The organism is Ohtaekwangia kribbensis, from assembly GCF_042676245.1.
GTDB lineage: Bacteria > Bacteroidota > Bacteroidia > Cytophagales > Cyclobacteriaceae > Ohtaekwangia > Ohtaekwangia kribbensis.
In genome coordinates this window covers 2,125,064-2,148,224 of sequence record NZ_JBHTKA010000001.1, presented here as the reverse complement: position 1 = coordinate 2,148,224, position 23,161 = coordinate 2,125,064, and the positions used below count along the sequence as shown (strand labels likewise).

Below are 23,161 nucleotides of genomic sequence, written 5' to 3'. Positions count from 1 at the left end.
TAAACCCTACAAGAAATGGCAGAAGTAAGTCAAGGCGGTGGCGGTGGTGGTCATAAAAAAGGTGGTAAAGTAAGAGCCAAGAAAGCGTCAACAAAGATTGATATGACGCCTATGGTGGACTTAGCCTTCTTATTGTTGACCTTCTTCATGCTCACCACGACTTTCAATAAGCCTCAGACCATGGAGATCACCATGCCTGAGAAACCTAAACCGGAGGACAAACTTCCGGAAGTGAACGAAAAGAAAGTAGTTACGCTTGTATTAGGAAAGAACGATAAGATATACTGGTATCACGGTATCACCGATCCTAAGATCGAGGTGACTGATTTTTCAGCAAACGGAATCCGTAAAGTGTTGATGACACAGAACTCGCAGATCCCGGGCATGATTCTTCTGATTAAACCTTCTGAAGAATCGCGTTACAAGAACATGGTAGATATACTCGATGAGATGAATATTACCAACATGCAACGATACGCCCTGGTGCCCATTACACCAACGGATAAAGAACTCATAAAAGAATCTAATTTATGAAAGCAGAACAGTTAAAACCGCAGCGTTGGGAAGACATAGTCTTCGAATATCGCAACAAAGAGTATGGAGCGTACGAAAACCGCAGGTCTTACTCAAAGCACGTAGTTCTTGCTGCTATCATAACCGTGCTGGTGGCAGCGCTTGTGCTGGCTTATCCTAAAATTGTTGAATGGATAAAAGGTCAGCAAGAAGCAGAGGCACCGGTGTTGAAGACTGTAAAATATACAGACCTGGCACCACCTCCACCAATTCAGAACACACCTCCGCCTCCACAGGTAAATATACCACCTCCGGTAAAGACGATTATCAAGTATCTTCCTCCGCAGGTAACGGATAAAGAAGTTGTAGAAGAAGAAGAAATGCCAACCATCGAAGAGGTAAAACAAAACGATGTAGGCTCTGAGAACATCGAAGGTACCGGTGAAGTAGTATTCGATGAACCTGTACAGGAAGTTGTTCAGGAAACAACGGAAGATGAAGATAAAATCTTCATGGTTGTTGAGCAGCAGGCTGAGTACCCGGGTGGTCTTGAGTCAATGGCTAAATTCCTTCAGAAGAACGTGAAGTATCCTGCAGCGGCCCGAAGAATGGGTATCGAAGGTTCGGTATTCGTGAGCTTCGTGGTAGATAAAGAAGGAAAGATCAGCGATCCTCAGGTAGTAAAAGGTATCAGCGCAGAGTGCGATAAAGAAGCGATCCGCGTTGTAAACCTGATGCCACCCTGGAAGCCTGGTAAGCAAAACGGCAGAGCTGTAAAGTCGCGCTTCGTATTGCCTATCAAGTTTAAGCTGGCAAGCTAATGGAAACAGAAACTGACGAGTATAAGATGACTGGTATGGACATGGTCATCAAATACTTTGGACTAATTATGGCAGCGGCCTATATAGGTATAGGCGCTGCCCTGATTACTCGCCCTGATATGATTAATATTAATGGAGCTTATGCTTTGCCTTTAGGAATTCTTCTTATTGCGTATGGTTTATTCAGAGCATTTAAAGTATACCAGCGATATTTTCAGAAGTAGATATGAAGATTGTTTTTCATAGTTTCATAATAGCATTATTCATAGTAATAGCTGGAGCCTGTACGCAGCGTGATAAAAAGGGAAAACCTTTGGATACGTCTACGTCAGGCTCCATCACTATTGCAGTAGATGAGTCGTTGAAACCTTTGTTCGATACAGAGGTTGATACATTTATGGGGCTCTACAAACGAGCCAATATTAAAGTGATCTATACTTCCGAGGCTGATGCCATGACGCAGCTTTTGCTTGACAGTGTTCGCCTCTCGGTTGTTACACGCAAGCTTGAAAAGGAAGAGATAGAAACATTCAAGGCGCAAGCCATTAATAAACCCCGCCAGGTAACAGTGGCGAAAGAGGGGATTGCACTTATACTGAACCGTTCTAACCAGGATACAACTTTTACGATAGCACAGTTAAAAGATATTCTGGCGGGTAAAATCACGAAGTGGAATCAGCTTGATCCGAAAGGTAAAGCAACCCCGATTGAAATTGTATTTGATCAGCCTACTTCAGGCATATTACGATATTTAAAAGATTCATTGGCCATCGATTCACTGCCGGCCAACTGTTTTGCGGTCAACAATAATCCCGCAGTTGTGGATTATGTCACCAAAAAAGAAAACGCCATAGGTTTGATTGGTGTCAGTTGGATCAGTGACGATGACGATTCCACCACCAATGTTTTCAAGAACACCATACGGATTGCCGAGCTTTCAAACGATGGTGTCGAATTTTTCAAGCCTTACCAGGCGTATATTGCTCAAAAAAATTATCCTTTGGTGCGCGATATAACTATAATCAGCAGGGAGACTCGCACTGGGCTGGGAAGTGGCTTTATAGCCTTTGTAGCAGGAGAAAAAGGCCAGCGCATAATTCTGAAGGCTGGACTTGTTCCTGTAACCATGCCGGTTAGGATTGTAGAAATTAATCGCCAACCACTATTTTAGCATTCAGATTGTCCGTATTTTCATTGTCCAATGTCGCATACAACAGAGCAATGAGGTATGGCATCGTGTTTGTTTACGTAACATCTAAACTTAAAATAAACTCATGAAAGAATTAATCAAACGAGCATGGAGCGGAGGGATAATGCTCTTATTCTTCATCGCTGCTGCTACACTTGCTGTTGCGCAGGAGCTGCCGGCTGTTAAGCAAGCACGTCAGCAAATGGAAATTGAGCAGACTAACAAAGCAGTTGCTACGCTGAGCGAAGCTGTAAAAGCAAATCCGGCAGATGCAACATTACTATACTATCTCGGTATGGCGCAGATCGCCAACGGTGAAAAAGAAAAAGCCGAGATATCATTTCAGAAAGGTTTAGAAGTAAATCCAAAAGAAGCGTTGAACCTGGCAGGTAAAGGATATCTGCGCATGATTGAAAACAATGTTGCTGAAGCAAAGACATTGTTGGATCAGGCACTGGCTCAAACAAAATCAAAAAATGCTCCTGTATTAAAAGCTGTAGCCCAGGCTTATCTGCAAAACGATAAGTTCACTGCGGATGCTTTGACTTTATTACAGAAAGCTAAGTCGATCGAAAAGTCTGACTATGAAACTTTCATCTTATTAGGTGATGCTTATACAAAACAGGTAAAAGGTGGTGAAGCCGTAAGTGCCTTCGAAACAGCAGCTACACTTGATCCGAAGAGCGGAACACCCCAGTATAAAATTGGTGTTGTATATCAGCGTTCTAAAAACCTGAGCTCAGCAGAGGAACACTTCAATAAGGCTATTGTAGCTGACCCTAATTATGCACTGGCTTACAAAGAACTTGGTGAATTATACTATGCGCAGAAGAAAGCTCCTGAAGCTGTGAAGGCTTACGAAAAATATCTTTCATTAACAGAGAGACCTGAGCCTGCTCAACTTCGTTATGCGTTCTTCCTGTTCATGGCGAAAGACTATAAGAAGGCAAACACTGTATTCGAAGGTTTAACGAAGCGTGCAGATGTATCTGCAACAGTATATAAATACTATGCTTACTCATTGACTGAAGCAGTTGAACTTGCTAAAGCTGAGCAGGTGTTCGGCCAGTACTTTGCAAAGGCTGCACCAACTGAAATCCAGGCTAGCGACTATGTTTACTTGGCTAGATTGCTGCAGAAGCAAGCTAAAGATTCCCTTGCGCTCGTAAATTTTAAGAAGAGTCTTGAGCTGGAGATGAATCCTGAGATTGCTCAAACTATCGCAGATGCTTATTACAAGCAGAAGAAATATCCTGATGCTATCGAGGCGTTCAAACAATTGCGCACCGCTAAAAGCAACAAACTTTCTTCACAGGATTTGTTCGCATTAGGTCGTTCTTATTACTTCAACAAGCAGTTCATAGAAGCTGATACAACATTTGCTGAGCTTGCTGTACTGCAACCAAACATTACAATTCCGTATGCATGGAGAGCACGTTCCTTAGCTAACCTGGATCCTGAGTTGAAACAAGGTTTAGCAAAGCCTTACTTCGAAAAAGTAATTGAAATTGCTGAAGCAAATCCTGATAAGAGTAAATCTAAGCCTGATCTGATCGATGCATATTCTTATATGGGATATTACTACGATACGAAAGGTGATTTTGCTGCCGCGAAGAAGACTTTTGAGAAGCTGAAAGAGCTTGATCCTGCTAACGAGAAAGCTAAAGCATATCTCGAAGCTTTAAAGCAAGCTGCTGCTGCGAAGCAGAAAGCTAAGACGGCGAACTAGTCACTGCAATAAATAACAAGAAGTACGCGTTCTTACCCAAAGAGAATTTTTTACAGTACTTCGGTCATTAAACAATATAAATAGCGATAGTAGCAAGTATTTTGCTACTATTGCTATTAAATATAAATCCCAATCTCTCCAATGCTTGGTATCCTCACTATTCTTTTGCAGATCACAACATCTGCAGACACTACTGCTGTAACAACATCGACAGAGTCATTATCACTCCTCGACATGGTAATGAAAGGTGGCTGGATCATGATCCCGATTGCCTTCTTAGGATTTGTAGCCTGCTACTTCTTCTTCGAGCGTTATTTATACCTTAACGCTGTTACCAAAGAGAAAAAGGAACTTGTGTCATCCATCAAGCAATACCTTAAGAACGCTGATATTAAAAGTGCACGCATGTATGCAGCACAAGATGGTTCTGCTACCGGTAAAATATTACAGGTAGGACTGGAGCATATTGGCAAGCCGATGAAAGAATTGGAGAGTATGATGGAGTCTGCTGCCAACATTGAGGTAGCAGAAATGGAACGTAACATGGGCTACCTCGGTATCATTGCCGGTGTGGCGCCTATGCTCGGTTTCATTGGTACAATCGGAGGGATTATCCGTATCTTCTACGATATATCGCAGACGGATAACATTACCATCGGTATTATAGCAGGTGGTCTTTATGAAAAGATGATCACCAGTGGGGCCGGTCTTTTCGTGGGCGTAATTTCTTACTGTGCTTATCACATTCTTCAGCAGCGTGTAAACGTGTTTACATTGAAGATGCAGAAAGATGTTTTCGATTTCATGCGTTCAATCCTTACTCCTGAGTCATGAAGATCAGACACCGGAAACAGTTTGCCCATGAAGTAGCGACCTCATCGCTCAATGACATCATGTTCTTTCTGCTGTTGTTCTTCCTGATCATATCAACCGTTACCAACCCGGCTGTTATCAAAGTGCCGCTCCCGAAGTCAGGCGCCAACCAAAGTGTTAATCGGTCACCGGTTGCCCTGGTCGTTACAGAAGACAAGCGTTACTATGTTAACAAACAGCAAGTGGCTTTCGATCAGTTGGAGTCTACACTCATCAAGCAATGTGCTGGTATGACTGATCCGACTGTAGTAGTACACATCCCTTACGGTGCTACCGTTCAGGATCTCGTAAGCGTTGTTGAGATCGGAGCCAAGAATAAAATCCGAATGGTGTTGGCCACAGAGAAGCCAAAGTAGATCTCGCTTCCTCTATTGTCTCATTTAGACTACTTGTCTCATTCTATATTTAGTTACAACGTGACGGCTAAGGGTGCAGTCATATTTACTCTAATCTCATTCTAATTTTTATGGATGCTATAGATGGTTATTTATAATCAATCTATATAACATGCTAATTGTGTCTATAGCACACAATCTCCGGAATTTTATTTCCTGAAATCATCATTCTGCAACGACAATTTTTGCTCGGAGCACTTCACATCAATCTTTATTCTTTGGCTTGTTGGTGTTTGAACTTTCTGAATATGCAGAGTGTAATATTTCATGAAAGATCGTGGTGAAAAACCGGTAAATAATTGTTCGCCTTTTGTGGAGTTTGAAGGATAAAAAACGAAATTTACCCCATTCTAATTTGCTATGGAGAATTCAGATTTAGCACAATACCTTCCGATTGCTTTAATGTTTCTTTTCGCGATGGGGTTCATTGTCGTAACCATGATCGCTACACACGCATTGGGACCGAAGCGTAAAAGCAAAGTGAAGCTCGATACGTTTGAGTGTGGTATCGAATCAAAAGGCAACGCCCGGGTACCGTTCAACATTAAGTACTTTCTGGTGGCTATTCTGTTTGTTTTATTTGATGTCGAAGTGATCTTTATGTATCCCTGGGCTGTTAACTTTAAAGAGCTAGGAGAACCTGGGTTTATTCAGATGATCACCTTCATAGCATTGCTACTGGTAGGCTTTTTCTACCTGATCAAAAAAGGGGCTCTTAAGTGGGAAGATTAGTGGAAGTTGTGATTTAAAAAGTGAAAGCTATGGAATCAACAAGCATACAACAGGGTGTAACAATCGGTACGAAGCCGGAAGGCTACGAAGGCGCAGGTTTCTTTGCTACCAGTTTGGACAAGGTAGTAGGGCTTGCCCGAAAAAATTCAATATGGCCGCTACCTTTTGCTACTTCATGCTGTGGCATCGAGTTCATGGCGACCATGGCCTCGCATTATGATCTGGCCCGCTTCGGTTCGGAGCGTCTCAGTTTCTCACCGCGTCAGGCTGATTTGCTGATGGTAATGGGAACGATCGCCAAGAAAATGGGACCGATACTTCGCCAGGTATATGAACAAATGGCTGAGCCACGCTGGGTAATCTCCGTAGGAGCCTGTGCCTGCAGCGGTGGTATATTTGATACCTACAGTGTTCTTCAGGGTATCGACCGCATCATCCCCGTAGATGTATATGTACCCGGATGCCCTCCGCGCCCGGAACAAATCATAGATGGTATTTTGAAAATACAGCACCTCGTAGAAACAGAGTCGCTTCGCAGAAGAGATTCTGATGAATACAAGGCCATGCTGAATAAATACGGAATGGAGTAATTGTTACTTCGCTACACCTTGATCATCCAAGGTGTAACGGATAATAATTACCAATACATAAACAAAACCGAAACCGAACCAATGGAAGGTTCTACGCAGGACAACGTCATTAGTGCGCTCAAAGAAAAGTATGAAGACCAGATACTTCATATGGACACACCTTACAATTTTCTCACGATCTCTTTGAAGAAAGAGAAAATTGTAGAGATCATTCAATACCTGTACAACCACCCCGATACAAAATTGCAATACCTCACAACATTGTGTGGTATACATTATCCCGAGTTGAACCAGATCGCTGTTATGTACCAGCTTCATAATCTGGCAACCAACACACGCGTACGCCTTAAGATATTTCTTTCGGCAGAGAACCCGGTAACGCCTACCATTACACCTATATTTTCGGGAGCGAACTGGCTGGAGCGCGAGACATACGATTTCTACGGAGTAAACTTCGTAGGACATCCGAATCTGAAGCGTATTCTGAATGTGGAGGATATGATCATCTTCCCGCTGCGTAAAGAATATCCGCTGGAAGACCAGAGACGCGAAGACAAGAACGATACTATGTTTGGACGATAATTTTATGAATGTGAATCAATCGGTCATCGAACAGGAAAAAGCAGGAGAGAAACAATACTCATACCTGAACCTCGGTCCTACGCACCCGGCCACGCATGGTATATTTCAGAATGTATTAAAGATGGATGGTGAGATCATCGTAGAAGCAGAACCCACCATTGGCTATATACACCGTGCGTTTGAAAAGCTCGCTGAACGCAGACCTTTCTACCAGATCACACCGTTGACGGATCGTATGAACTACTGTTCATCGCCCATCAACAACATGGGGTGGCACATGACAGTTGAAAAACTGTTGAATATAGAAATACCGAAGCGTGTACAATACCTCCGTGTTATCATCATGGAGTTGTCGCGTATATCAGATCATATCATTTGTAATACGATCATCGGTCAGGATACCGGAGCAACAACCGGCTTCCTATACCTGTTCCAGATGCGTGAGCGTATCTACGAAATCTTCGAAGAGATTTGTGGTGCCCGCTTAACAACGAACATAGGTCGCATTGGCGGACTCGAGCGTGACGTACCCCAGAAAGCCTGGGATAAGATTGATAAATTTCTGATTGACTTCCCGATAGCATTCAAAGAATTCTCAAACCTGCTGGAGCGCAACCGTATCTTCATGGATCGTACGATTAACTGCGGCCCTATATCTGCAGAACGTGCGCTCAACTATAGCTTCTCGGGTCCCAACTTGAGAGCTGCCGGGGTTGACTACGATGTGCGCGTCATGAATCCATACTCCTCCTACGAAGAGTTTGATTTCATTATCCCGGTAGGTACCAATGGCGATACATACGACCGCTTCATGGTGCGCCAGGAAGAAATGTGGCAAAGTCTGAGCATCGTTAAGCAGGCGATCGAAAAAGTAAAGAAAGAACCTGCCGGTATATATAGCGCGCGTGTTCCTGAGTTCTGTCTTCCTCCAAAAGAAGAAGTATATAACGACATGGAAGCGCTCATCTATCACTTCAAGATTGTGATGGGTGAAACAGAAATTCCGAAAGGCGAAGTATACCACTGTGTAGAAGGCGGTAATGGTGAGTTAGGTTTCTACCTGATCAGCGATGGCGGCCGAACTCCATTCAGATTGCAATTCAGAAGACCTTGCTTTATATACTACCAGGCATATCCGGAGATGATCAAAGGATCCATGCTGTCGGATGCAGTAATTACCATGAGTAGCATGAACGTAATAGCAGGAGAACTTGATGCATAAGCTCAAGCATAACGGATAGAAAGATGAGTGAACAGATAAAACCGATACAATTTTCAGCCGAGACAATGGATCTCGTGCAGCGCATCATAAAACGTTATCCGGAAGGAAGACAGAAGTCAGCCCTGTTGCCTATACTACATATAGCGCAGGCAGAGTTTGATGGCTGGCTGAGCACACCGGTGATGGACTATGTTGCATCTATACTTTCCATCAAGCCGATTGAAGTGTATGAAGTTGCATCATTCTATACCATGTTCAATCTCGAACCGGTAGGTAAATGTCTCATCGAAGTTTGTCAGACAGGTCCGTGCTGGTTAAGAGGTGCTGATGATATTGTTGAACACTTCGAGAAAAAACTGAATATAAAAGTAGGAGAGACCACAGCAGACGGCATGTTTACCCTGAAGACTGTTGAGTGTTTAGGTTCCTGCGGAACTGCCCCGATGTTACAGTGTGGTTCTGATTACTACGAAAACCTTACGACTGAGAAGGTGGATACCTTGATTGAAAAATTGAGATCTTCCAATCAGCGCAGTACATATATGAAATCTAACATGCAGGAGATCTAATCATGGCAAGACTTTTAGAACATATAAATGTACCGGGCATCAATACATTTGATGTATATAGAAAACACGGTGGCTATAAATCGGTAGAGAAAGCGTTGAAGACGATGACTCCCGATGAAGTTACCGAGGAAGTTAAAAAGTCGGGTCTTCGCGGAAGAGGTGGTGCAGGTTTTCCTGCCGGTATGAAGTGGAGCTTCCTCGATCGTAAATCAGACAAGCCACGTTACCTCGTGTGTAACGCTGACGAAAGCGAGCCGGGAACATTCAAGGATCGCTACCTGATGGAGAAGATTCCGCATGTTCTTATTGAAGGAATGATTACATCAAGTTACGCACTGGGTGCAAAAACATCCTATATCTACGTGCGTGGTGAGTATATGTATATCATCCGCATTCTTGAGAAAGCTATAGAGGAAGCACGTGCGAATGGCTTCCTTGGTAAAAATATATTAGGTACAGATTATTCACTGGAGCTATATGTACAACCCGGTGGCGGTGCCTATATCTGCGGTGAAGAAACGGCATTGTTGGAATCACTGGAAGGTAAACGTGGTAATCCACGTCTCAAGCCTCCGTTCCCGGCCGTTGCAGGTTTGTACGCCAGCCCTACCGTTGTAAACAACGTAGAGACTATATCGGCTGTTTGTTCGATCGTAAATGAAAGTGGAGATGAGTATGCAAAGATCGGTGTCGGAAAAAGTACCGGTACAAAACTGATCTCTGCCAGCGGACACATCAACAAACCCGGTGTATACGAAATTGAATTAGGACTTCCGGTTGAAGAGTTTATATACTCTGATCAATACTGTGGAGGTATATGGAAAGGCAGAAAGCTCAAGGCTGTTGTAGCCGGAGGTTCTTCCGTACCGATTCTTCCTGCAGAACTTATACTCAAAACAGCCAAAGGTGAACCACGACTGATGTCCTACGAGTCATTATCCGATGGAGGTTTTGCGACAGGAACAATGCTCGGTTCCGGTGGTTTTATAGTAATGGATGAGACAGCATGTATCGTTCGTAACCTCTGGACCTTTACACGCTTCTATCACCACGAATCCTGCGGACAGTGCAGCCCTTGCCGTGAAGGTACTGGCTGGATGGAGAAAGTTCTTCATCGCATTGAACATGGCCACGGTCACATGGAAGATATAGACTTACTCGTAGACGTAGCAAAGAAAATCGAAGGAAATACAATTTGTCCCTTAGGAGATGCAGCCGCATGGCCGGTAGCCAGCGCAATCCGCCATTTCCGCGAAGAATTTGAATACCACGTGAAGTACCCGGAGAAGGTGAAGAACCCGAAGCACTTCGAGCTCGAACCGTTCCGCTCCGAGAAAGTACTTGCAGGAGTTTAATGAAAAGTAAATGTCGAAGTATAAACACACCCTTCATCCCACGCACACACAACTAGTAGCTCGCAGCCAGCAGCTCGCAGCTATTCGCAAAACGATTAACTATTAACGGACAATCCGATCAATGGCTAAAGTAACAATAGATGGTATTGAAGTAGAAGTTGCAGATGGAACAACCATTCTGAATGCAGCCCGCCAGATAGGCGGTGAGGTTGTGCCTCCGGCAATGTGCTACTATTCTTCTTTGAAAGATACCGGTGGTAAATGCCGCGTGTGTTTAGTAAAAGTAACGCAGGGATCTGCCAAAGATCCACGTCCTATGCCGAAGCTCGTAGCATCATGCCGCACTCCGGTAATGGATGGTATGGTCGTGCAGAACATTACTTCACAGGAAGTACTCGAAGCACGTAAAGGTGTTGTTGAGTTCCTGTTGATCAACCACCCGCTGGACTGCCCTATATGTGATCAGGCCGGTGAGTGCGATCTGCAAAACTTAGCATACGAACATGGCGCTGCTAAAACACGCTATGAAGAAGATCGCAGAACATTCGAGAAGATCGATATAGGAGATAAGATCAAACTACACATGACGCGCTGCATTCTTTGCTACCGCTGTACATTTGTAGCCGATCAACTTACCAACGAACGTGTTCACGGTGTGATCAATCGCGGTGATGCATCCGAGATCAGCACCTATATCGAGAAAGCAGTTGATAATGAATTCTCCGGAAATATGATTGATGTTTGTCCGGTAGGAGCATTGACCGATAAGACATTCCGCTTCAAGAGCAGGGTATGGTTCACGAAGCCACTCGATGCACACCGTAACTGCGACAAGTGCTGTGGTAAAGTTGTACTCTGGACAAAAGGTGATGATGTACTGCGCGTATCAGCACGCAAAGATCAGTACGGTGAAGTGAAAGAGTATATCTGCAACGAATGCCGTTACGATCACAAGAACATGAACGACTGGACAATTGAAGGTCCGCGTCATATCGATAAACATTCGGTGATTTCTCAGAATCACTATGAGAAGATCGACATGCAGAAACTGAAGCTTGATATCGAACGTCAGATTCAGTTCCAGAAGGGAAAACAATTACCGGAAACTAACCAGTCACCAGCATGAGCGAATTCCTGATCTATAAACTTATACTGGTAGGCTCGGTGTTTGGTATAACACTCTTTGTAGCAGCTTACTCGACTTATGCAGAACGTAAAGTTGCTGCCTTCCTGCAGGATCGTGTTGGTCCGGACAGAGCGGGACCTTTCGGTATATTTCAGCCACTTGCTGATGGAATGAAGTTCATCTACAAAGAAGAGATCATCCCGGTAGTATCCAACAAATTTCTTTTTGTATTAGGGCCGTGCCTCGCCATGCTAACCGCGATGATGGCAGGTGTACTGATTCCCTGGGGAAATACATTGATCATTGGTGACCAGGTATATTCTCTGCAGATCGCTGACCTCAACGTAGGTATACTATATGTATTCGGAGTTGTATCGATCGGTGTCTATGGTATCATGATCGGAGGATGGGCTTCTAATAACAAATTCTCATTGCTTGGAGCAATTCGTGCGTCAGCACAGATGATCAGCTATGAGATCGCGATGGGATTATCCATCATCGCGCTTATCATCATGACGGGTACATTGAGTCTCGGTGAGATCAGTGCGCAACAGGCTGGTGGTGTAGGTGGCGACTGGAATATGTGGAATGTAGTATATCAGCCACTCGGATTCCTGATCTTTATTGTATGTGCATTTGCAGAGTGTAACCGTACGCCATTCGATTTGCCGGAATGTGAGACCGAACTTGTAGGTGGTTATCACACAGAATATAGCAGTATGAAGCTCGGCTTCTACCTCTTTGCTGAATACATCAATATGTTTGTTTCTTCAGCAGTAATCTCAACGCTATATTTTGGCGGGTATAACTTCCCGTTCATGAACGACCTGGGATTGGATCATAACACAATCTCTATCATCGGAACGGTAGTATTGTTTGGAAAGATTTCCTTCTTCATCTTCTTCTTCATGTGGATCCGCTGGACAATCCCGCGCTTCCGCTACGATCAGCTGATGAACCTGGGATGGAAGATATTGATACCGCTTGCGGTCTTTAATATATTCCTTACCGGACTTGTAATGATATTGTTGAAGTAAAGTTGATTCGATCAATACGGATAACTGACAACGAATAACGACTAACGATGTTAACAAATAGATCAAAGCTTGTAGTAAAGAAAGAGATGACCTTCGCAGAGAAGATATATCTCCCGGCAATTCTGAGTGGAGTTGCTATTACGATCAAGCACTTATTCAGAAGAAAGGCAACGGTAAAATATCCGGAGAAGCAACGCGAGATCAGCGAGGTATGGCGTGGCCAGCACGTGTTGAAGCGTGACGACAAAGGAGCTGAGCGTTGTACAGCCTGCGGGTTGTGCGCAGTGTCGTGTCCTGCGGAAGCCATTACCATGGTTGCTGCCGAGCGTAAGAAAGGCGAAGAGAATTTATACCGCGAAGAAAAGTATGCAGCAACGTACGAGATCAACATGCTGCGTTGCATCTTCTGTGGATTGTGCGAAGAGGCTTGTCCGAAGGAAGCTATATTCCTGACGGATCGCATTGTCTCAACTGACTACGAAAGAAACGGATTTATATACGGTAAGGATAAGCTTGTAGAGCCGGTGAACGAACGCGTTGATATAAGCAAGCGCCAAACACCGGCCGTGTTGGCCTTCAAACAACAGAAAAGATTAAGTCATAATAAATAACAGAATTCAGCAGTGACGCTCAACGCATTCTACTTCCTTTCATTTCTGGCCATTATGTCGGCCATCATGGTAGTATTATCCAAGAACCCGGTATATAGTGTACTATACCTGATCATTACTTTTTTCTGTATCGCCGGGCACTATACATTGATGAACGCGCAGTTCCTTGCGATTGTACACATCATTGTATACGCAGGTGCCATCATGGTATTGTTCCTCTATGTAATCATGTTGCTCAACCTGAACAAAGAATCTGAACCGCATAAGAGTAACGTTCTGAAGTTTGCTGCCACCATCTGTGCCGGACTTATTATGTTGGTACTGATTGGTTCATTGAAGGGTACTGAAAATATGCTGCAGCAACAACCGGCTGCTGCCGATATAGGACTTGTAAAAACATTAGGGAAAGTAATGTTCACTGAATTTTTACTTCCCTTTGAAATAACATCCGTGTTACTGCTCGCTGCTATGGTGGGGGCTGTAATGCTGGGTAAACCGGAGAGCCGATAAACGTTATTTGTTAATCGTTATCCGTGAATAACAATAACGATTAACTGGTAACGAATAACTGATAACGATTAACGAACAATGGTTAAAACCGTACCACTTGATTATTACCTGTGGCTGGCCGCTGCACTCTTCACGATAGGAGTGCTGGGTGTGCTATACCGCAGAAATGCTATTATCATTTTTATGTGCATTGAATTGATGTTGAATGCTGTGAATCTTTTACTCGTAGCATTCTCAACATATCTCAACGATGCCTCCGGACAAGTATTTGTATTCTTTATCATGGCAGTGGCTGCGGCAGAAGTCGCGGTAGGTCTTGCTATATTGGTAATGATGTACCGTAACACAAAATCGGTTGATATTAATATTTTGAATCGCTTAAAATGGTAAGTACAGATCTATTGGTAAGCCTGGTACCTTTGTTCCCGTTACTGGGCTTTTTGCTTGTTGCACTGAATACACGAAAACTCACACACGGAGTTACTGCATTTATAGCCTGCGGTTCAGTACTATTATCGTTCATAGTTTCCATCGCACTTTTCTCTACGCTACTTGGCAGACCGGAAAGTGATCGTTCTATATCTCTAACACTCTTTAACTGGATCGCTGCCGGAGATTTCTCGGCTTCGCTTAGCTTTCTGGTTGATCCGCTTTCATCATTATTTCTATTGATCATCACGGGTGTCGGCTTCCTCATTCATGTATACTCGATCGGGTATATGCATCATGATGAAGGCTTCAACCGCTTCTTCTCATACCTGAATTTGTTCGTGTTCTTCATGCTGTTGCTGGTAATGGGCGCGAACTACCTCGTGATGTTTGTAGGATGGGAGGGCGTAGGACTCTGTTCATATTTACTCATCGGCTTCTGGTTCAAGAACCAGGAGTATAACAACGCTGCCAACAAGGCATTCATCATGAACCGAATCGGTGACTTGGGAATGTTGTTAGGTGTAATTTTAATCTTCGTTCACTTCGGAAGTATTCAGTATACGGAAGTATTTGCAAAAGCTACATCCCTTGATACAACGACATTAACACTCATTACCATGCTGTTGTTTGTGGGCGCTATGGGTAAGAGTGCACAGATACCATTATATACATGGTTACCGGATGCAATGGCGGGTCCTACACCGGTATCAGCTTTGATACACGCTGCAACTATGGTTACAGCCGGTATATATATGGTGTGCCGTAATAATTTGCTTTACGCTTTATCACCTGATACCCTGAACTTGATCGTGATTGTTGGATTGGCCACTGCACTTTTTGCAGCAACAATAGCAGTTGCACAAAACGACATCAAGAAAGTACTTGCTTACTCAACCGTAAGTCAGTTGGGATTAATGTTCCTCGCATTGGGACTTGGTGCTTTCACCAGCGGTATATTTCACATGGCCACGCACGCTTTCTTCAAAGCGCTGTTATTCCTCGGTGCTGGTAGTGTGATCCACGCATTAAGTGGTGAACAGGACATTCGTAATATGGGTGGACTGAAGAAGTATCTGCCGGTAACGTTCTTCACATTCTTTGCCGGTGTATTGGCGATATCAGGTATACCTCCGTTTGCCGGTTTCTTCTCAAAAGACGAAATACTCGCGAGTGCATTTGCACATAATAAAATTGTATGGGCTGTAGCCGTGATCGCTTCGTTGCTTACAGCATTCTATATGTTCCGTTTATTTTTCCTCACCTTCTTCGGAAAAGAGAGAGCGAGTAAACATGCTATGGAGCATATTCATGAGTCTCCGAAAAGTATAACCATTCCATTGACAGTATTGGCTATACTTAGTGTTGTAGGAGGATTTATGGGTGTGCCGGAAGCTTTGGGTGGTTCACACTGGTTATCGCATTACCTGCACCCGGTGTTTGCAGCATCGCATGACCTTATACGGGTACATCACCTCAGCCATTCGACTGAATATATACTCATGGGTACTGTGGTGGCCTTTACGATTGTTATGATCATCATCGCGTATGTGCTATACATCAGCAAGGAACAAGTGCCTGCAGCAGAAGGTCAGCCAACCGGTGTTGTGCAACGCCTGCTTGCCAACAAGTACTATGTAGACGAACTATACCATGCTATCGTAGTAAAACCGCTGTACTGGTTCTCCGGTATTTTTGATTCGATCATCGAAAGACTGGGTATCGATAAACTTGTGAATGGCCTGGGGGAAAGTGTTGTAGCCGGAAGCCGTGTAACACGTCTTTTGCAGAACGGAGGTATAGGATACTATATCTTCATGATGGTGATAGGCATTGTACTGATCCTCGCATATGCTGTCATTCGCTGATCATTAGCGGATAACAAATAACGATTAACAGATAACGAACAACGAATAACGATATAAAATGCTTACGCTACTTCTCATATTCTTTCCACTGGTGGCAGCGCTGTTGCTCTTTGTATTCAAACCACAGAGTGCAAAATCCATAGCACTGACAGCAGCATTGCTTGAACTGGTTATTTCACTGGTAGTTGTAGTAGAATTTAATAAAACAGGAGGACCGCAGTTTGAAGTAAATATACCCTGGATCACATCACTGGGATTAAATTTTTCGGCAGCGATAGATGGTATCAGCTTATTGCTCGTGTTATTGACAACGGTACTGGTGCCGCTGATCATCCTTTCATCGTTCAGCAAAACATACGATAAGCCTTCTACTTTTTACGGATTGATCCTGACCATGCAAATGGCACTGATAGGTGTATTTGTAGCGCGCGATGGTTTACTCTTCTACCTCTTTTGGGAAGTAGCACTGATCCCTATATACTTCATCTGTCTCATCTGGGGCGGTGAAGATCGCGGAAGAATTACATTCAAGTTCTTTGTCTATACACTGGCAGGAAGTTTATTTATGCTGATAGGTTTGGTATACCTGTATTTCCAGACACCCGGTACACATACTTTTGATATACAGGCTCTATATGATGCAGGCCGTTCACTTTCATCAACAGAGCAATCACTTATATTCTGGGCATTGTTCGTGGCCTTCGCGATAAAAATGCCTGTGTTTCCTTTTCATACCTGGCAGCCTGATACCTATACCGTTTCACCGGTACAGGGCACGATGCTACTCTCCGGTATCATGCTGAAGATGGGTATATATGGTGTGATCCGCTGGTTGATACCGGTGGTGCCCGGTGGTGTTGCTGAGTGGGGGCTAACAGCCGTGATCATTTCTGTGATCGGTATCATTTACGCTTCCTGCATCGCCATCGTTCAGAAAGATTTCAAACGCCTGATCGCATATTCATCTATAGCACACGTAGGCCTGATATCAGCCGGTATATTTACACTGGATGCTGTAGGCGTGCAAGGTGCTATGATCCAGATGCTGAGTCACGGTATTATCGTATTTGCATTGTTCTATATTATTGAGATCATCTTCGATCGCACCAAGACCAGAGCATTATCTGAATTAGGTGGTATACGCAATGCAGCGCCAATTCTTACAACTGTATTTGTTATTACCATGCTGGGCAGTGTTGCGCTTCCATTCACCAGCGGGTTTGTCGGGGAGTTTTTGCTGATCAACTCGCTCTTCCAGTATAAACCGGCTCTTGGAGCTATAGCAGGTGTAACGATTATACTTGGTGCAGTATATATGCTCAGAACATTCCAGAAGTCGATGTCAGGCGAAGCGAACAGCAGAACTGCTTCCTTTATAGACCTGACCGGACAAGAAAAGCTTGTGCTATACCCAGTGGTATTGCTGATCATTATCATTGGTATATATCCTGCTCCATTGCTGGAGATATCAGAATCCGCTGTCAATACACTTTTACAATCAATTTCAGCAGTTACTGCTTCCGCTAACTAATATATGAACGCATTATTTGTTATCACCGGCTTAGGTATCGTTTCGCTTCTTGCAGAATTTGGTAATCTGAAAAGATGGCTCACGGCTTTCGTGCTTGTTGGCCTGACAGCGGCAGTTATACTGGCAGCTTTAGATTGGAATACAACCCAGCGTTACTTCAGCGATATGCTGGTGTTCGATAACCAGGCTCTTGCATTTACAGCACTCATTTCAATTTCAACGATACTGTGGTTCTGGTTGTCGGTCGATTACTTTGCAACACAAACGCATCGTACAGACCGTACTTCACTTGTGATATTTGCTGTAGTAGGTTCAGTGATCATGGCTTCATTCAACAACATGGCCATGCTGTTCCTGGGTATTGAGATACTTTCTATGTCGCTCTATGTGTTGGCCGGAAGCCGGAAAGATAGTTTATCATCTACCGAAGCTGCGTTCAAGTATTTCCTCATGGGTTCTTTTGCAACGGGCTTCCTGTTGTTTGGTATAGCGTTGATCTACGGTGCTACCGGTTCATTCCATATTCATACCATCGCACAAACTATAGCCGCTAATCCTGCTGGTTTACCTACATTCTTTTATGCAGGTGTATTGCTGATGCTGATTGGCCTTGCTTTCAAAATATCAGCCGTGCCTTTCCACTTCTGGGCGCCCGATGTATATAGCGGTTCACCTACTACCGTAACAGCATTCATGTCAACGGTAGTGAAAGTAGCTGCTATAGGTGCTTTCATTCGTATATTCTCTTCATGCTTCGTAGCTGTTGAATCAACATGGAGCCTCGTGCTGCAGGTAATTATGATTCTTACCCTGGTGATACCAAATATCACCGCGGTATACCAGAACAACGTGAAACGTATGCTCGCATACTCCAGCGTTGGACATGTAGGCTATATATTGCTGGCATTCGTAAGCAGTCCGACCGAGACCGGCACTATATTCTATTACCTCACAACCTATTCTGTTTCATCACTGGCAGCATTCAGCGTGCTTCACCTGGTGGAAGGTAACTCCGAAGAGATAACAGTTGACTACTTCAATGGTCTCTTTAAAAAGAATTCATGGCTTGCTGTAACCATTACAATAGCGTTGCTGTCGCTGGCAGGCATACCTCCGCTGGCAGGGTTCTTCGGAAAGTATATGGTGTTTGCGCAGGCTATCAACCATGGCTATACCAGTCTGGTAATTGTAGCTGTCATCACTTCCCTCATTGGTGTATACTATTACTTCCGCATCATTATAGCGATGTATTTCAATGAGTCGTCAGCGCCTTCTATTACGTTAACAGCTTCACAAAAAATGCTGTTGTTCGTACTCATCGCACTCACCTTTGCACTCGGCTTATTCCCGGATGTCATCATGACGCTGTTCCGCGCATAGTAATTTCAAGATATTTCCATATAGCAATAGCCTGTCCGCAAGGATGGGCTATTTGCTTTTTATACCTGAAAAACTTATCTTCAATCGATTGCTAAAACTTATACTATGGGAAAAGTAAAGGATATCCTCGATTTTAAAGGAAATGCGGTCTATCATGTTGCACCAGATGTTACCGTTTACCACGCCATCGAAGTAATGTGCGAAAAAAATATTGGCGGTCTCGTCATTATTGAAAATGGTAAAATGGTTGGCATCTTCACCGAACGCGATTATGCCCGCAAACTCATCCTGAAAGGAAGATCGTCTAAGGATACACAGATCAGAGACCTCATGACCACCAAAGTATTTACGGTTACACCGGATACTTCCATTGAACAGTGCATGAGAATGATGAGCGATAAAAAATTCCGTCACCTTCCCGTAGAAGAAAATGGCGAACTGGTAGGAGTAATTTCCATCAGTGATGTTGTGCGCATGGTGATAAACGAGCAGAAATCGATCATAGAACATCTTGAACAATATATAGCCGGACAATAAGGGATTCTCATCCCATTTGTCAGGCAACGTTCAGAGCTCTTTTGTCTCCTCCCGGAGATGAAAGTATAGATCCCTTTTGTGTTAACTTTTGGTGTACTATATACCCCGTTCAGATTTTTGGTTTTACAGCAACTTGCTGTTGAATGACAGGAGCAGGGTATCGTACGGGTACCGTCTTTAATCTACACATACATTCCGTTCATCTATTTCACGATCACCTTCGCGGTTGCTTTGCCTATCTATAGCGTTTTACAGGCAAGTCATGGAAAACCGCATGAACCGGAAAATATACGTTCTATTGTCATGGATACTGTCGCTGGTTTTTATACCACACCTGGCGCAGGCTGTTACAGGTTTTATTGAGAATAAAGGACAGTGGCCCGACCAGGTTTTATTTGCTGCCGATATACCCGGTGGCAAACTATATGTAGAACGTGCCCGTCTATTATATGCTTTCGTGGAAAGTCCGGAAAGCATGCATAACCATTTGTCGGAAAATATAGCTGGTAAAGATGTATCGGCTTATCACCTTGATGTTTTGCAGGCGCATGCATTCGAAGTAAAATTCCTGCATGCCAATACTACTGTCAGGGCACAAGGAATGGGAGCCTTGCAAACACAGTATAGCTATATTAACGGGAGCGATCCTTCGGCATGGCAGCAGCAGGTTCGCGCATATGAAACGATTATCATCAGTGACTTGTATACCGGTGTAGACCTGAAACTCTATACGAGCGGCTCTTCTGTAAAGTATGATCTTATTGTGAAGCCCGGTGGACATTTCCATAAAATCGAACTTGCCTATAGCGGATTGGACAGTCTTCAACTAAAAGAAAAAAATCTTCACATGAAGACCAGTCTGGGAGAGATCATCGAGATGAAACCGTATGTATACCAGGAACACAATGGCAGACGCACGGATATACCTTGCAAGTTCAACTTGAAAAACAATCACATTACATTCGATCTCGAACATCGTCATGATCCATCAGCAACACTGGTCATCGATCCGCTGATTATATTCTCGGCATACTCAGGCTCTACTACGGATAACTGGGGCAACACGGCGACTTACGATGATGCCGGTAATGCATACATGGCCGGTATAGTATATGGCACTGGATACCCGGTAAAGACCGGGGCTTACCAGGTGTCATTTCGCGGAGGTACATGGGATATAGGTATCATGAAATTTGATTCAGCCGGAACGAAGATGCTGTATGCTACATACCTTGGTGGAAGCGCTGCCGAAACTCCGCAGAGTCTGGTGGTAAACCATGCCGGTGAATTGTTGATACTGGGTACTACAAGCTCGCTGAATTTTCCGGTAACGAATGGCTCCAGCTTTGGAGGCGGAACAAGTTTTACACCGATGGATGGTGTACCGTATAACAATGGCTCTGATCTGTTTGTTGCCAAGTTAAGCAGTGACGGTACTAAATTACTCGGTGCTACTTATATAGGTGGCTCGGAGAATGACGGTGTGAATTTTGTTTCAGGATCGTTTGATACGCAAACCATGGTGCAAAGTGCCTTGTGTAAAAATTATGGAGACCAGTTTCGCGGAGATATTATTACAGATAGTGATGATAATGTATATATAGCATCCAACACACGCTCATCGAATGTTCCCAATGCGCTTGTTGATTTTGCCGGGGGAACACACGATGCACTCGTGGTAAAGCTGACCGCTGATCTTTCGGAAATAACCTGGAGCCGTTGTCTTGGAGGCTCCGCTACCGATGCGGCCTACTCGCTGAAGCTCGATAAGAACAATACTATATTTGTTGCCGGAGGCACCACCAGCGCAAACTTTGAAGGTATTAATGGTTATAAGAAAACCAAAGGCTCAGACATTGACGGATGGATCGCGCAGCTCTCCAATGACGGACAGCAAATCATTAACGCTACTTACCTCGGAACATCTTCCTACGACCAGGTATATTTTATAGATATCAACAACGATCAGAATATATATGTATACGGACAAACGCAGGGAACATACCCGGTTTCTTCCGGCGTATTTTCTCAAACCGGAGGCGGCCAGTTTATACACAAGCTTTCGCACGATCTGCAGTCGTCTGTATTTTCAACGGTGTTTGGTTCTGGGGGTTATAGTCCGAATATTTCGCCTACAGCTTTCCTCGTAAATGATTGTAACAAGATATATATAGCAGGGTGGGGAGGTGCTTTGAATACAACTACGATACGGTATCGTAATCAATTCGGCCAGGTCGTTACGGTGACGCGTAATTTTGTAGGCGGAAGCACCACCGGGCTTCGTGTTTCTGCTGATGCTTATCAATCCACAACTTCCGGTAATGATTTTTACCTGATGGTACTCGATGAAGATGCTTCTGCATTTTTATACGGAACATTTCTCGGGGGTACGCAATCGGCTACGCACGTAGATGGCGGAACCAGTCGCTTTGACAAGCGCGGTATAGTATATCATGCCGTGTGTGCAGGTTGTGGCGGATATTCTGATTTTCCCGCTGTTAACGCACCGGCTGGCCACGCTACCAATGCGGCACGCACACAATCCGCATGTAATAATGCTATATTCAAGTTTGATCTTGCTACACTTCGTGCAGTATTGCAAACAAACTCGGTTGCATTGGATGATCCGGGCATCGATACACTTTGTTATCCTTCTTCCATTGTCTTTCAGAATTTCAGCAGTGGCGCTAAGTACTTTGTATGGAATATGGGCGATGGCACGGAGATAACCAGGCAGGATACAAGCGCGATCGTATATATTTACACAGCACCGGGAGTATATAAAGTTACATTAACAGCCTACAATGCCGAGACGTGTGAAGGACAGGATATAGCAACGGTTACGGTTTCTGTATTTGATCCGGAGATAGAAGTGTCGGATGACGGCTCCATCTGCAAGGGAAGCAGCTATCAACTCTACGCATCGGGAGGTGTGTCGTATCACTGGACAAACGATAGTACATTTACTTCGTCACTCCCCAACCCCAAAGTAACTCCAACTGATACAACTATATATTATGTTACCATACAAGACGAAGTGGGTTGTGAGGTTTCCGATACAGTGGCCGTAAATGTTATCCCCGGTCCTGATTATAAACTGAACATCGAGAAGCATTACGATTGCTGGAACCGTCCCGTAGTACGATTTAGCTATACTACCAAAGACAGCTATACCTATACCTGGAATTTGGGCGATGGAACAACCGCAACCGGGAAGGACTTTACGCATAATTACCCGGCCGATGGCAGCTATACCGTAACGTTTAAGAGTACAAACGACTATTGCACGTATAATGAAAATATTTCTATGAACATCGTTACCATAAAAGTGCCCAACGTAATTACCGCCAACAGCGATGAACGCAACGATGTACTACAGATACAGGCACCCGACCAGGTAGACCTGAAAATATATAATCTCTGGGGACGACTCGTCTTTCATGACGAAGACTATCACAACACATGGTCAGCCACGGGCCTCAGCACCGGAGTATATTACTACAAGATAGACGTACAAAACGAAGCTTCGTGCAAAGGCTGGGTACATGTTATTAAATAGAAA

General features: G+C 44.0%; 23 protein-coding genes. All 23 read left to right on the top strand.

What is annotated here, in order from left to right; all coding sequences use genetic code 11:
• Window positions 1–15 precede the first annotated feature (15 nt).
• The 23 genes from ACFQ21_RS08705 (at window position 16) to ACFQ21_RS08595 (ending at window position 23,158) form a co-directional block, all read left to right on the top strand.
• Window positions 16–534, top strand: a complete 519-nt coding sequence (locus tag ACFQ21_RS08705) for an ExbD/TolR family protein (RefSeq protein ID WP_377577732.1) — start codon at window positions 16–18, stop codon at window positions 532–534.
• Window positions 531–1,334, top strand: coding sequence for an energy transducer TonB (locus ACFQ21_RS08700; RefSeq protein WP_377577729.1), 804 nt, complete (start codon window positions 531–533; stop codon window positions 1,332–1,334). Before ACFQ21_RS08705 ends, ACFQ21_RS08700 begins: the two co-directional genes overlap by 4 nt.
• On the top strand, window positions 1,334–1,558 hold the full coding sequence (locus ACFQ21_RS08695; RefSeq protein ID WP_377577726.1) for a hypothetical protein: 225 nt from the start codon (window positions 1,334–1,336) through the stop codon (window positions 1,556–1,558). The genes ACFQ21_RS08700 and ACFQ21_RS08695 overlap by 1 nt, the downstream gene beginning before the upstream one ends.
• 89 nt (window positions 1,559–1,647) lie before the next feature.
• Entirely contained in the window at window positions 1,648–2,505 is an 858-nt protein-coding gene (locus tag ACFQ21_RS08690) for a PstS family phosphate ABC transporter substrate-binding protein (RefSeq protein ID WP_377577723.1), read from the top strand.
• A 103-nt stretch (window positions 2,506–2,608) separates the two neighbouring features.
• On the top strand, window positions 2,609–4,252 hold the full coding sequence (locus tag ACFQ21_RS08685; protein WP_377577721.1) for a tetratricopeptide repeat protein: 1,644 nt from the start codon (window positions 2,609–2,611) through the stop codon (window positions 4,250–4,252).
• Between the two features lie 141 nt (window positions 4,253–4,393).
• On the top strand, window positions 4,394–5,086 hold the full coding sequence (locus tag ACFQ21_RS08680; RefSeq protein WP_377577718.1) for a MotA/TolQ/ExbB proton channel family protein: 693 nt from the start codon (window positions 4,394–4,396) through the stop codon (window positions 5,084–5,086).
• Window positions 5,083–5,481: an ExbD/TolR family protein gene (locus ACFQ21_RS08675; RefSeq protein WP_377577715.1), complete on the top strand. Its 399-nt coding sequence runs from the start codon at window positions 5,083–5,085 to the stop codon at window positions 5,479–5,481. Before ACFQ21_RS08680 ends, ACFQ21_RS08675 begins: the two co-directional genes overlap by 4 nt.
• A 399-nt stretch (window positions 5,482–5,880) precedes the next feature.
• Window positions 5,881–6,252, top strand: coding sequence for an NADH-quinone oxidoreductase subunit A (locus ACFQ21_RS08670; protein WP_377577712.1), 372 nt, complete (start codon window positions 5,881–5,883; stop codon window positions 6,250–6,252).
• Window positions 6,253–6,281: 29 nt separating this feature from the next.
• Window positions 6,282–6,842 carry an NADH-quinone oxidoreductase subunit B gene (locus ACFQ21_RS08665; RefSeq protein ID WP_377577709.1) on the top strand — a complete coding sequence of 187 codons (561 nt, stop codon included), beginning with the start codon at window positions 6,282–6,284 and terminating at the stop codon, window positions 6,840–6,842.
• An 81-nt stretch (window positions 6,843–6,923) separates the two neighbouring features.
• Window positions 6,924–7,424 (top strand): NADH-quinone oxidoreductase subunit C, encoded by a 501-nt coding sequence (locus tag ACFQ21_RS08660; protein ID WP_377577706.1) that lies wholly within the window; start codon window positions 6,924–6,926, stop codon window positions 7,422–7,424.
• 4 nt (window positions 7,425–7,428) lie between these two features.
• Window positions 7,429–8,646, top strand: coding sequence for an NADH-quinone oxidoreductase subunit D (locus ACFQ21_RS08655; RefSeq protein ID WP_377577704.1), 1,218 nt, complete (start codon window positions 7,429–7,431; stop codon window positions 8,644–8,646).
• A 23-nt stretch (window positions 8,647–8,669) separates the two neighbouring features.
• Window positions 8,670–9,215, top strand: a complete 546-nt coding sequence (nuoE, locus tag ACFQ21_RS08650; RefSeq protein ID WP_377577702.1) for an NADH-quinone oxidoreductase subunit NuoE — start codon at window positions 8,670–8,672, stop codon at window positions 9,213–9,215.
• 2 nt (window positions 9,216–9,217) lie between these two features.
• On the top strand, window positions 9,218–10,570 hold the full coding sequence (nuoF, locus tag ACFQ21_RS08645) for an NADH-quinone oxidoreductase subunit NuoF (RefSeq protein ID WP_377577699.1): 1,353 nt from the start codon (window positions 9,218–9,220) through the stop codon (window positions 10,568–10,570).
• A 121-nt stretch (window positions 10,571–10,691) separates the two neighbouring features.
• The gene (locus ACFQ21_RS08640) at window positions 10,692–11,696 is read left to right on the top strand and encodes a 2Fe-2S iron-sulfur cluster-binding protein (protein WP_377577696.1); all 1,005 of its coding nucleotides are present in this window, start codon (window positions 10,692–10,694) and stop codon (window positions 11,694–11,696) included.
• Window positions 11,693–12,733, top strand: a complete 1,041-nt coding sequence (gene nuoH, locus ACFQ21_RS08635; protein WP_377577693.1) for an NADH-quinone oxidoreductase subunit NuoH — start codon at window positions 11,693–11,695, stop codon at window positions 12,731–12,733. The genes ACFQ21_RS08640 and nuoH overlap by 4 nt, the downstream gene beginning before the upstream one ends.
• Before the next feature lie 47 nt (window positions 12,734–12,780).
• Window positions 12,781–13,344, top strand: coding sequence for a NuoI/complex I 23 kDa subunit family protein (locus ACFQ21_RS08630; RefSeq protein WP_377577690.1), 564 nt, complete (start codon window positions 12,781–12,783; stop codon window positions 13,342–13,344).
• A 12-nt stretch (window positions 13,345–13,356) separates the two neighbouring features.
• Window positions 13,357–13,854 (top strand): NADH-quinone oxidoreductase subunit J family protein, encoded by a 498-nt coding sequence (locus ACFQ21_RS08625; protein ID WP_377577687.1) that lies wholly within the window; start codon window positions 13,357–13,359, stop codon window positions 13,852–13,854.
• 78 nt (window positions 13,855–13,932) lie between these two features.
• The gene (gene nuoK, locus ACFQ21_RS08620; protein WP_377577684.1) at window positions 13,933–14,244 is read left to right on the top strand and encodes an NADH-quinone oxidoreductase subunit NuoK; all 312 of its coding nucleotides are present in this window, start codon (window positions 13,933–13,935) and stop codon (window positions 14,242–14,244) included.
• Window positions 14,238–16,151: an NADH-quinone oxidoreductase subunit L gene (gene nuoL, locus ACFQ21_RS08615; RefSeq protein WP_377577681.1), complete on the top strand. Its 1,914-nt coding sequence runs from the start codon at window positions 14,238–14,240 to the stop codon at window positions 16,149–16,151. Before nuoK ends, nuoL begins: the two co-directional genes overlap by 7 nt.
• 58 nt (window positions 16,152–16,209) lie before the next feature.
• Complete coding sequence (locus tag ACFQ21_RS08610) at window positions 16,210–17,682, top strand: complex I subunit 4 family protein (protein ID WP_377577679.1); 1,473 nt, start codon at window positions 16,210–16,212, stop codon at window positions 17,680–17,682.
• A gap of 3 nt (window positions 17,683–17,685) precedes the next feature.
• Window positions 17,686–19,062, top strand: coding sequence for an NADH-quinone oxidoreductase subunit N (locus tag ACFQ21_RS08605; protein ID WP_377577676.1), 1,377 nt, complete (start codon window positions 17,686–17,688; stop codon window positions 19,060–19,062).
• 105 nt (window positions 19,063–19,167) lie between these two features.
• Window positions 19,168–19,599 carry a CBS domain-containing protein gene (locus ACFQ21_RS08600; RefSeq protein ID WP_377577674.1) on the top strand — a complete coding sequence of 144 codons (432 nt, stop codon included), beginning with the start codon at window positions 19,168–19,170 and terminating at the stop codon, window positions 19,597–19,599.
• Window positions 19,600–19,873: 274 nt separating this feature from the next.
• A complete protein-coding gene (locus tag ACFQ21_RS08595; protein WP_377577671.1) occupies window positions 19,874–23,158 on the top strand; it encodes a DUF7948 domain-containing protein in 3,285 nt (1,094 codons plus the stop codon).
• Window positions 23,159–23,161: the final 3 nt, after the last annotated feature.

Excerpts from the sequence above, each read along its gene's own strand:
- ACFQ21_RS08605 (WP_377577676.1), top strand. The coding sequence starts at position 17,686 with ATGAACGCATTATTTGTTATCACCGGCTTAGGTATCGTTTCGCTTCTT.
- ACFQ21_RS08595 (WP_377577671.1), top strand. The coding sequence starts at position 19,874 with ATGAACCGGAAAATATACGTTCTATTGTCATGGATACTGTCGCTGGTT.
- ACFQ21_RS08685 (WP_377577721.1), top strand. The coding sequence starts at position 2,609 with ATGAAAGAATTAATCAAACGAGCATGGAGCGGAGGGATAATGCTCTTA.
- nuoH (WP_377577693.1), top strand. The coding sequence starts at position 11,693 with ATGAGCGAATTCCTGATCTATAAACTTATACTGGTAGGCTCGGTGTTT.
- ACFQ21_RS08600 (WP_377577674.1), top strand. The coding sequence starts at position 19,168 with ATGGGAAAAGTAAAGGATATCCTCGATTTTAAAGGAAATGCGGTCTAT.
- nuoL (WP_377577681.1), top strand. The coding sequence starts at position 14,238 with ATGGTAAGTACAGATCTATTGGTAAGCCTGGTACCTTTGTTCCCGTTA.
- ACFQ21_RS08665 (WP_377577709.1), top strand. The coding sequence starts at position 6,282 with ATGGAATCAACAAGCATACAACAGGGTGTAACAATCGGTACGAAGCCG.
- nuoF (WP_377577699.1), top strand. The coding sequence starts at position 9,218 with ATGGCAAGACTTTTAGAACATATAAATGTACCGGGCATCAATACATTT.
- ACFQ21_RS08630 (WP_377577690.1), top strand. The coding sequence starts at position 12,781 with ATGTTAACAAATAGATCAAAGCTTGTAGTAAAGAAAGAGATGACCTTC.
- nuoE (WP_377577702.1), top strand. The coding sequence starts at position 8,670 with ATGAGTGAACAGATAAAACCGATACAATTTTCAGCCGAGACAATGGAT.
- ACFQ21_RS08670 (WP_377577712.1), top strand. The coding sequence starts at position 5,881 with ATGGAGAATTCAGATTTAGCACAATACCTTCCGATTGCTTTAATGTTT.
- ACFQ21_RS08700 (WP_377577729.1), top strand. The coding sequence starts at position 531 with ATGAAAGCAGAACAGTTAAAACCGCAGCGTTGGGAAGACATAGTCTTC.
- ACFQ21_RS08660 (WP_377577706.1), top strand. The coding sequence starts at position 6,924 with ATGGAAGGTTCTACGCAGGACAACGTCATTAGTGCGCTCAAAGAAAAG.
- ACFQ21_RS08610 (WP_377577679.1), top strand. The coding sequence starts at position 16,210 with ATGCTTACGCTACTTCTCATATTCTTTCCACTGGTGGCAGCGCTGTTG.
- ACFQ21_RS08705 (WP_377577732.1), top strand. The coding sequence starts at position 16 with ATGGCAGAAGTAAGTCAAGGCGGTGGCGGTGGTGGTCATAAAAAAGGT.
- nuoK (WP_377577684.1), top strand. The coding sequence starts at position 13,933 with ATGGTTAAAACCGTACCACTTGATTATTACCTGTGGCTGGCCGCTGCA.
- ACFQ21_RS08655 (WP_377577704.1), top strand. The coding sequence starts at position 7,429 with ATGAATGTGAATCAATCGGTCATCGAACAGGAAAAAGCAGGAGAGAAA.
- ACFQ21_RS08680 (WP_377577718.1), top strand. The coding sequence starts at position 4,394 with ATGCTTGGTATCCTCACTATTCTTTTGCAGATCACAACATCTGCAGAC.
- ACFQ21_RS08640 (WP_377577696.1), top strand. The coding sequence starts at position 10,692 with ATGGCTAAAGTAACAATAGATGGTATTGAAGTAGAAGTTGCAGATGGA.
- ACFQ21_RS08675 (WP_377577715.1), top strand. The coding sequence starts at position 5,083 with ATGAAGATCAGACACCGGAAACAGTTTGCCCATGAAGTAGCGACCTCA.
- ACFQ21_RS08695 (WP_377577726.1), top strand. The coding sequence starts at position 1,334 with ATGGAAACAGAAACTGACGAGTATAAGATGACTGGTATGGACATGGTC.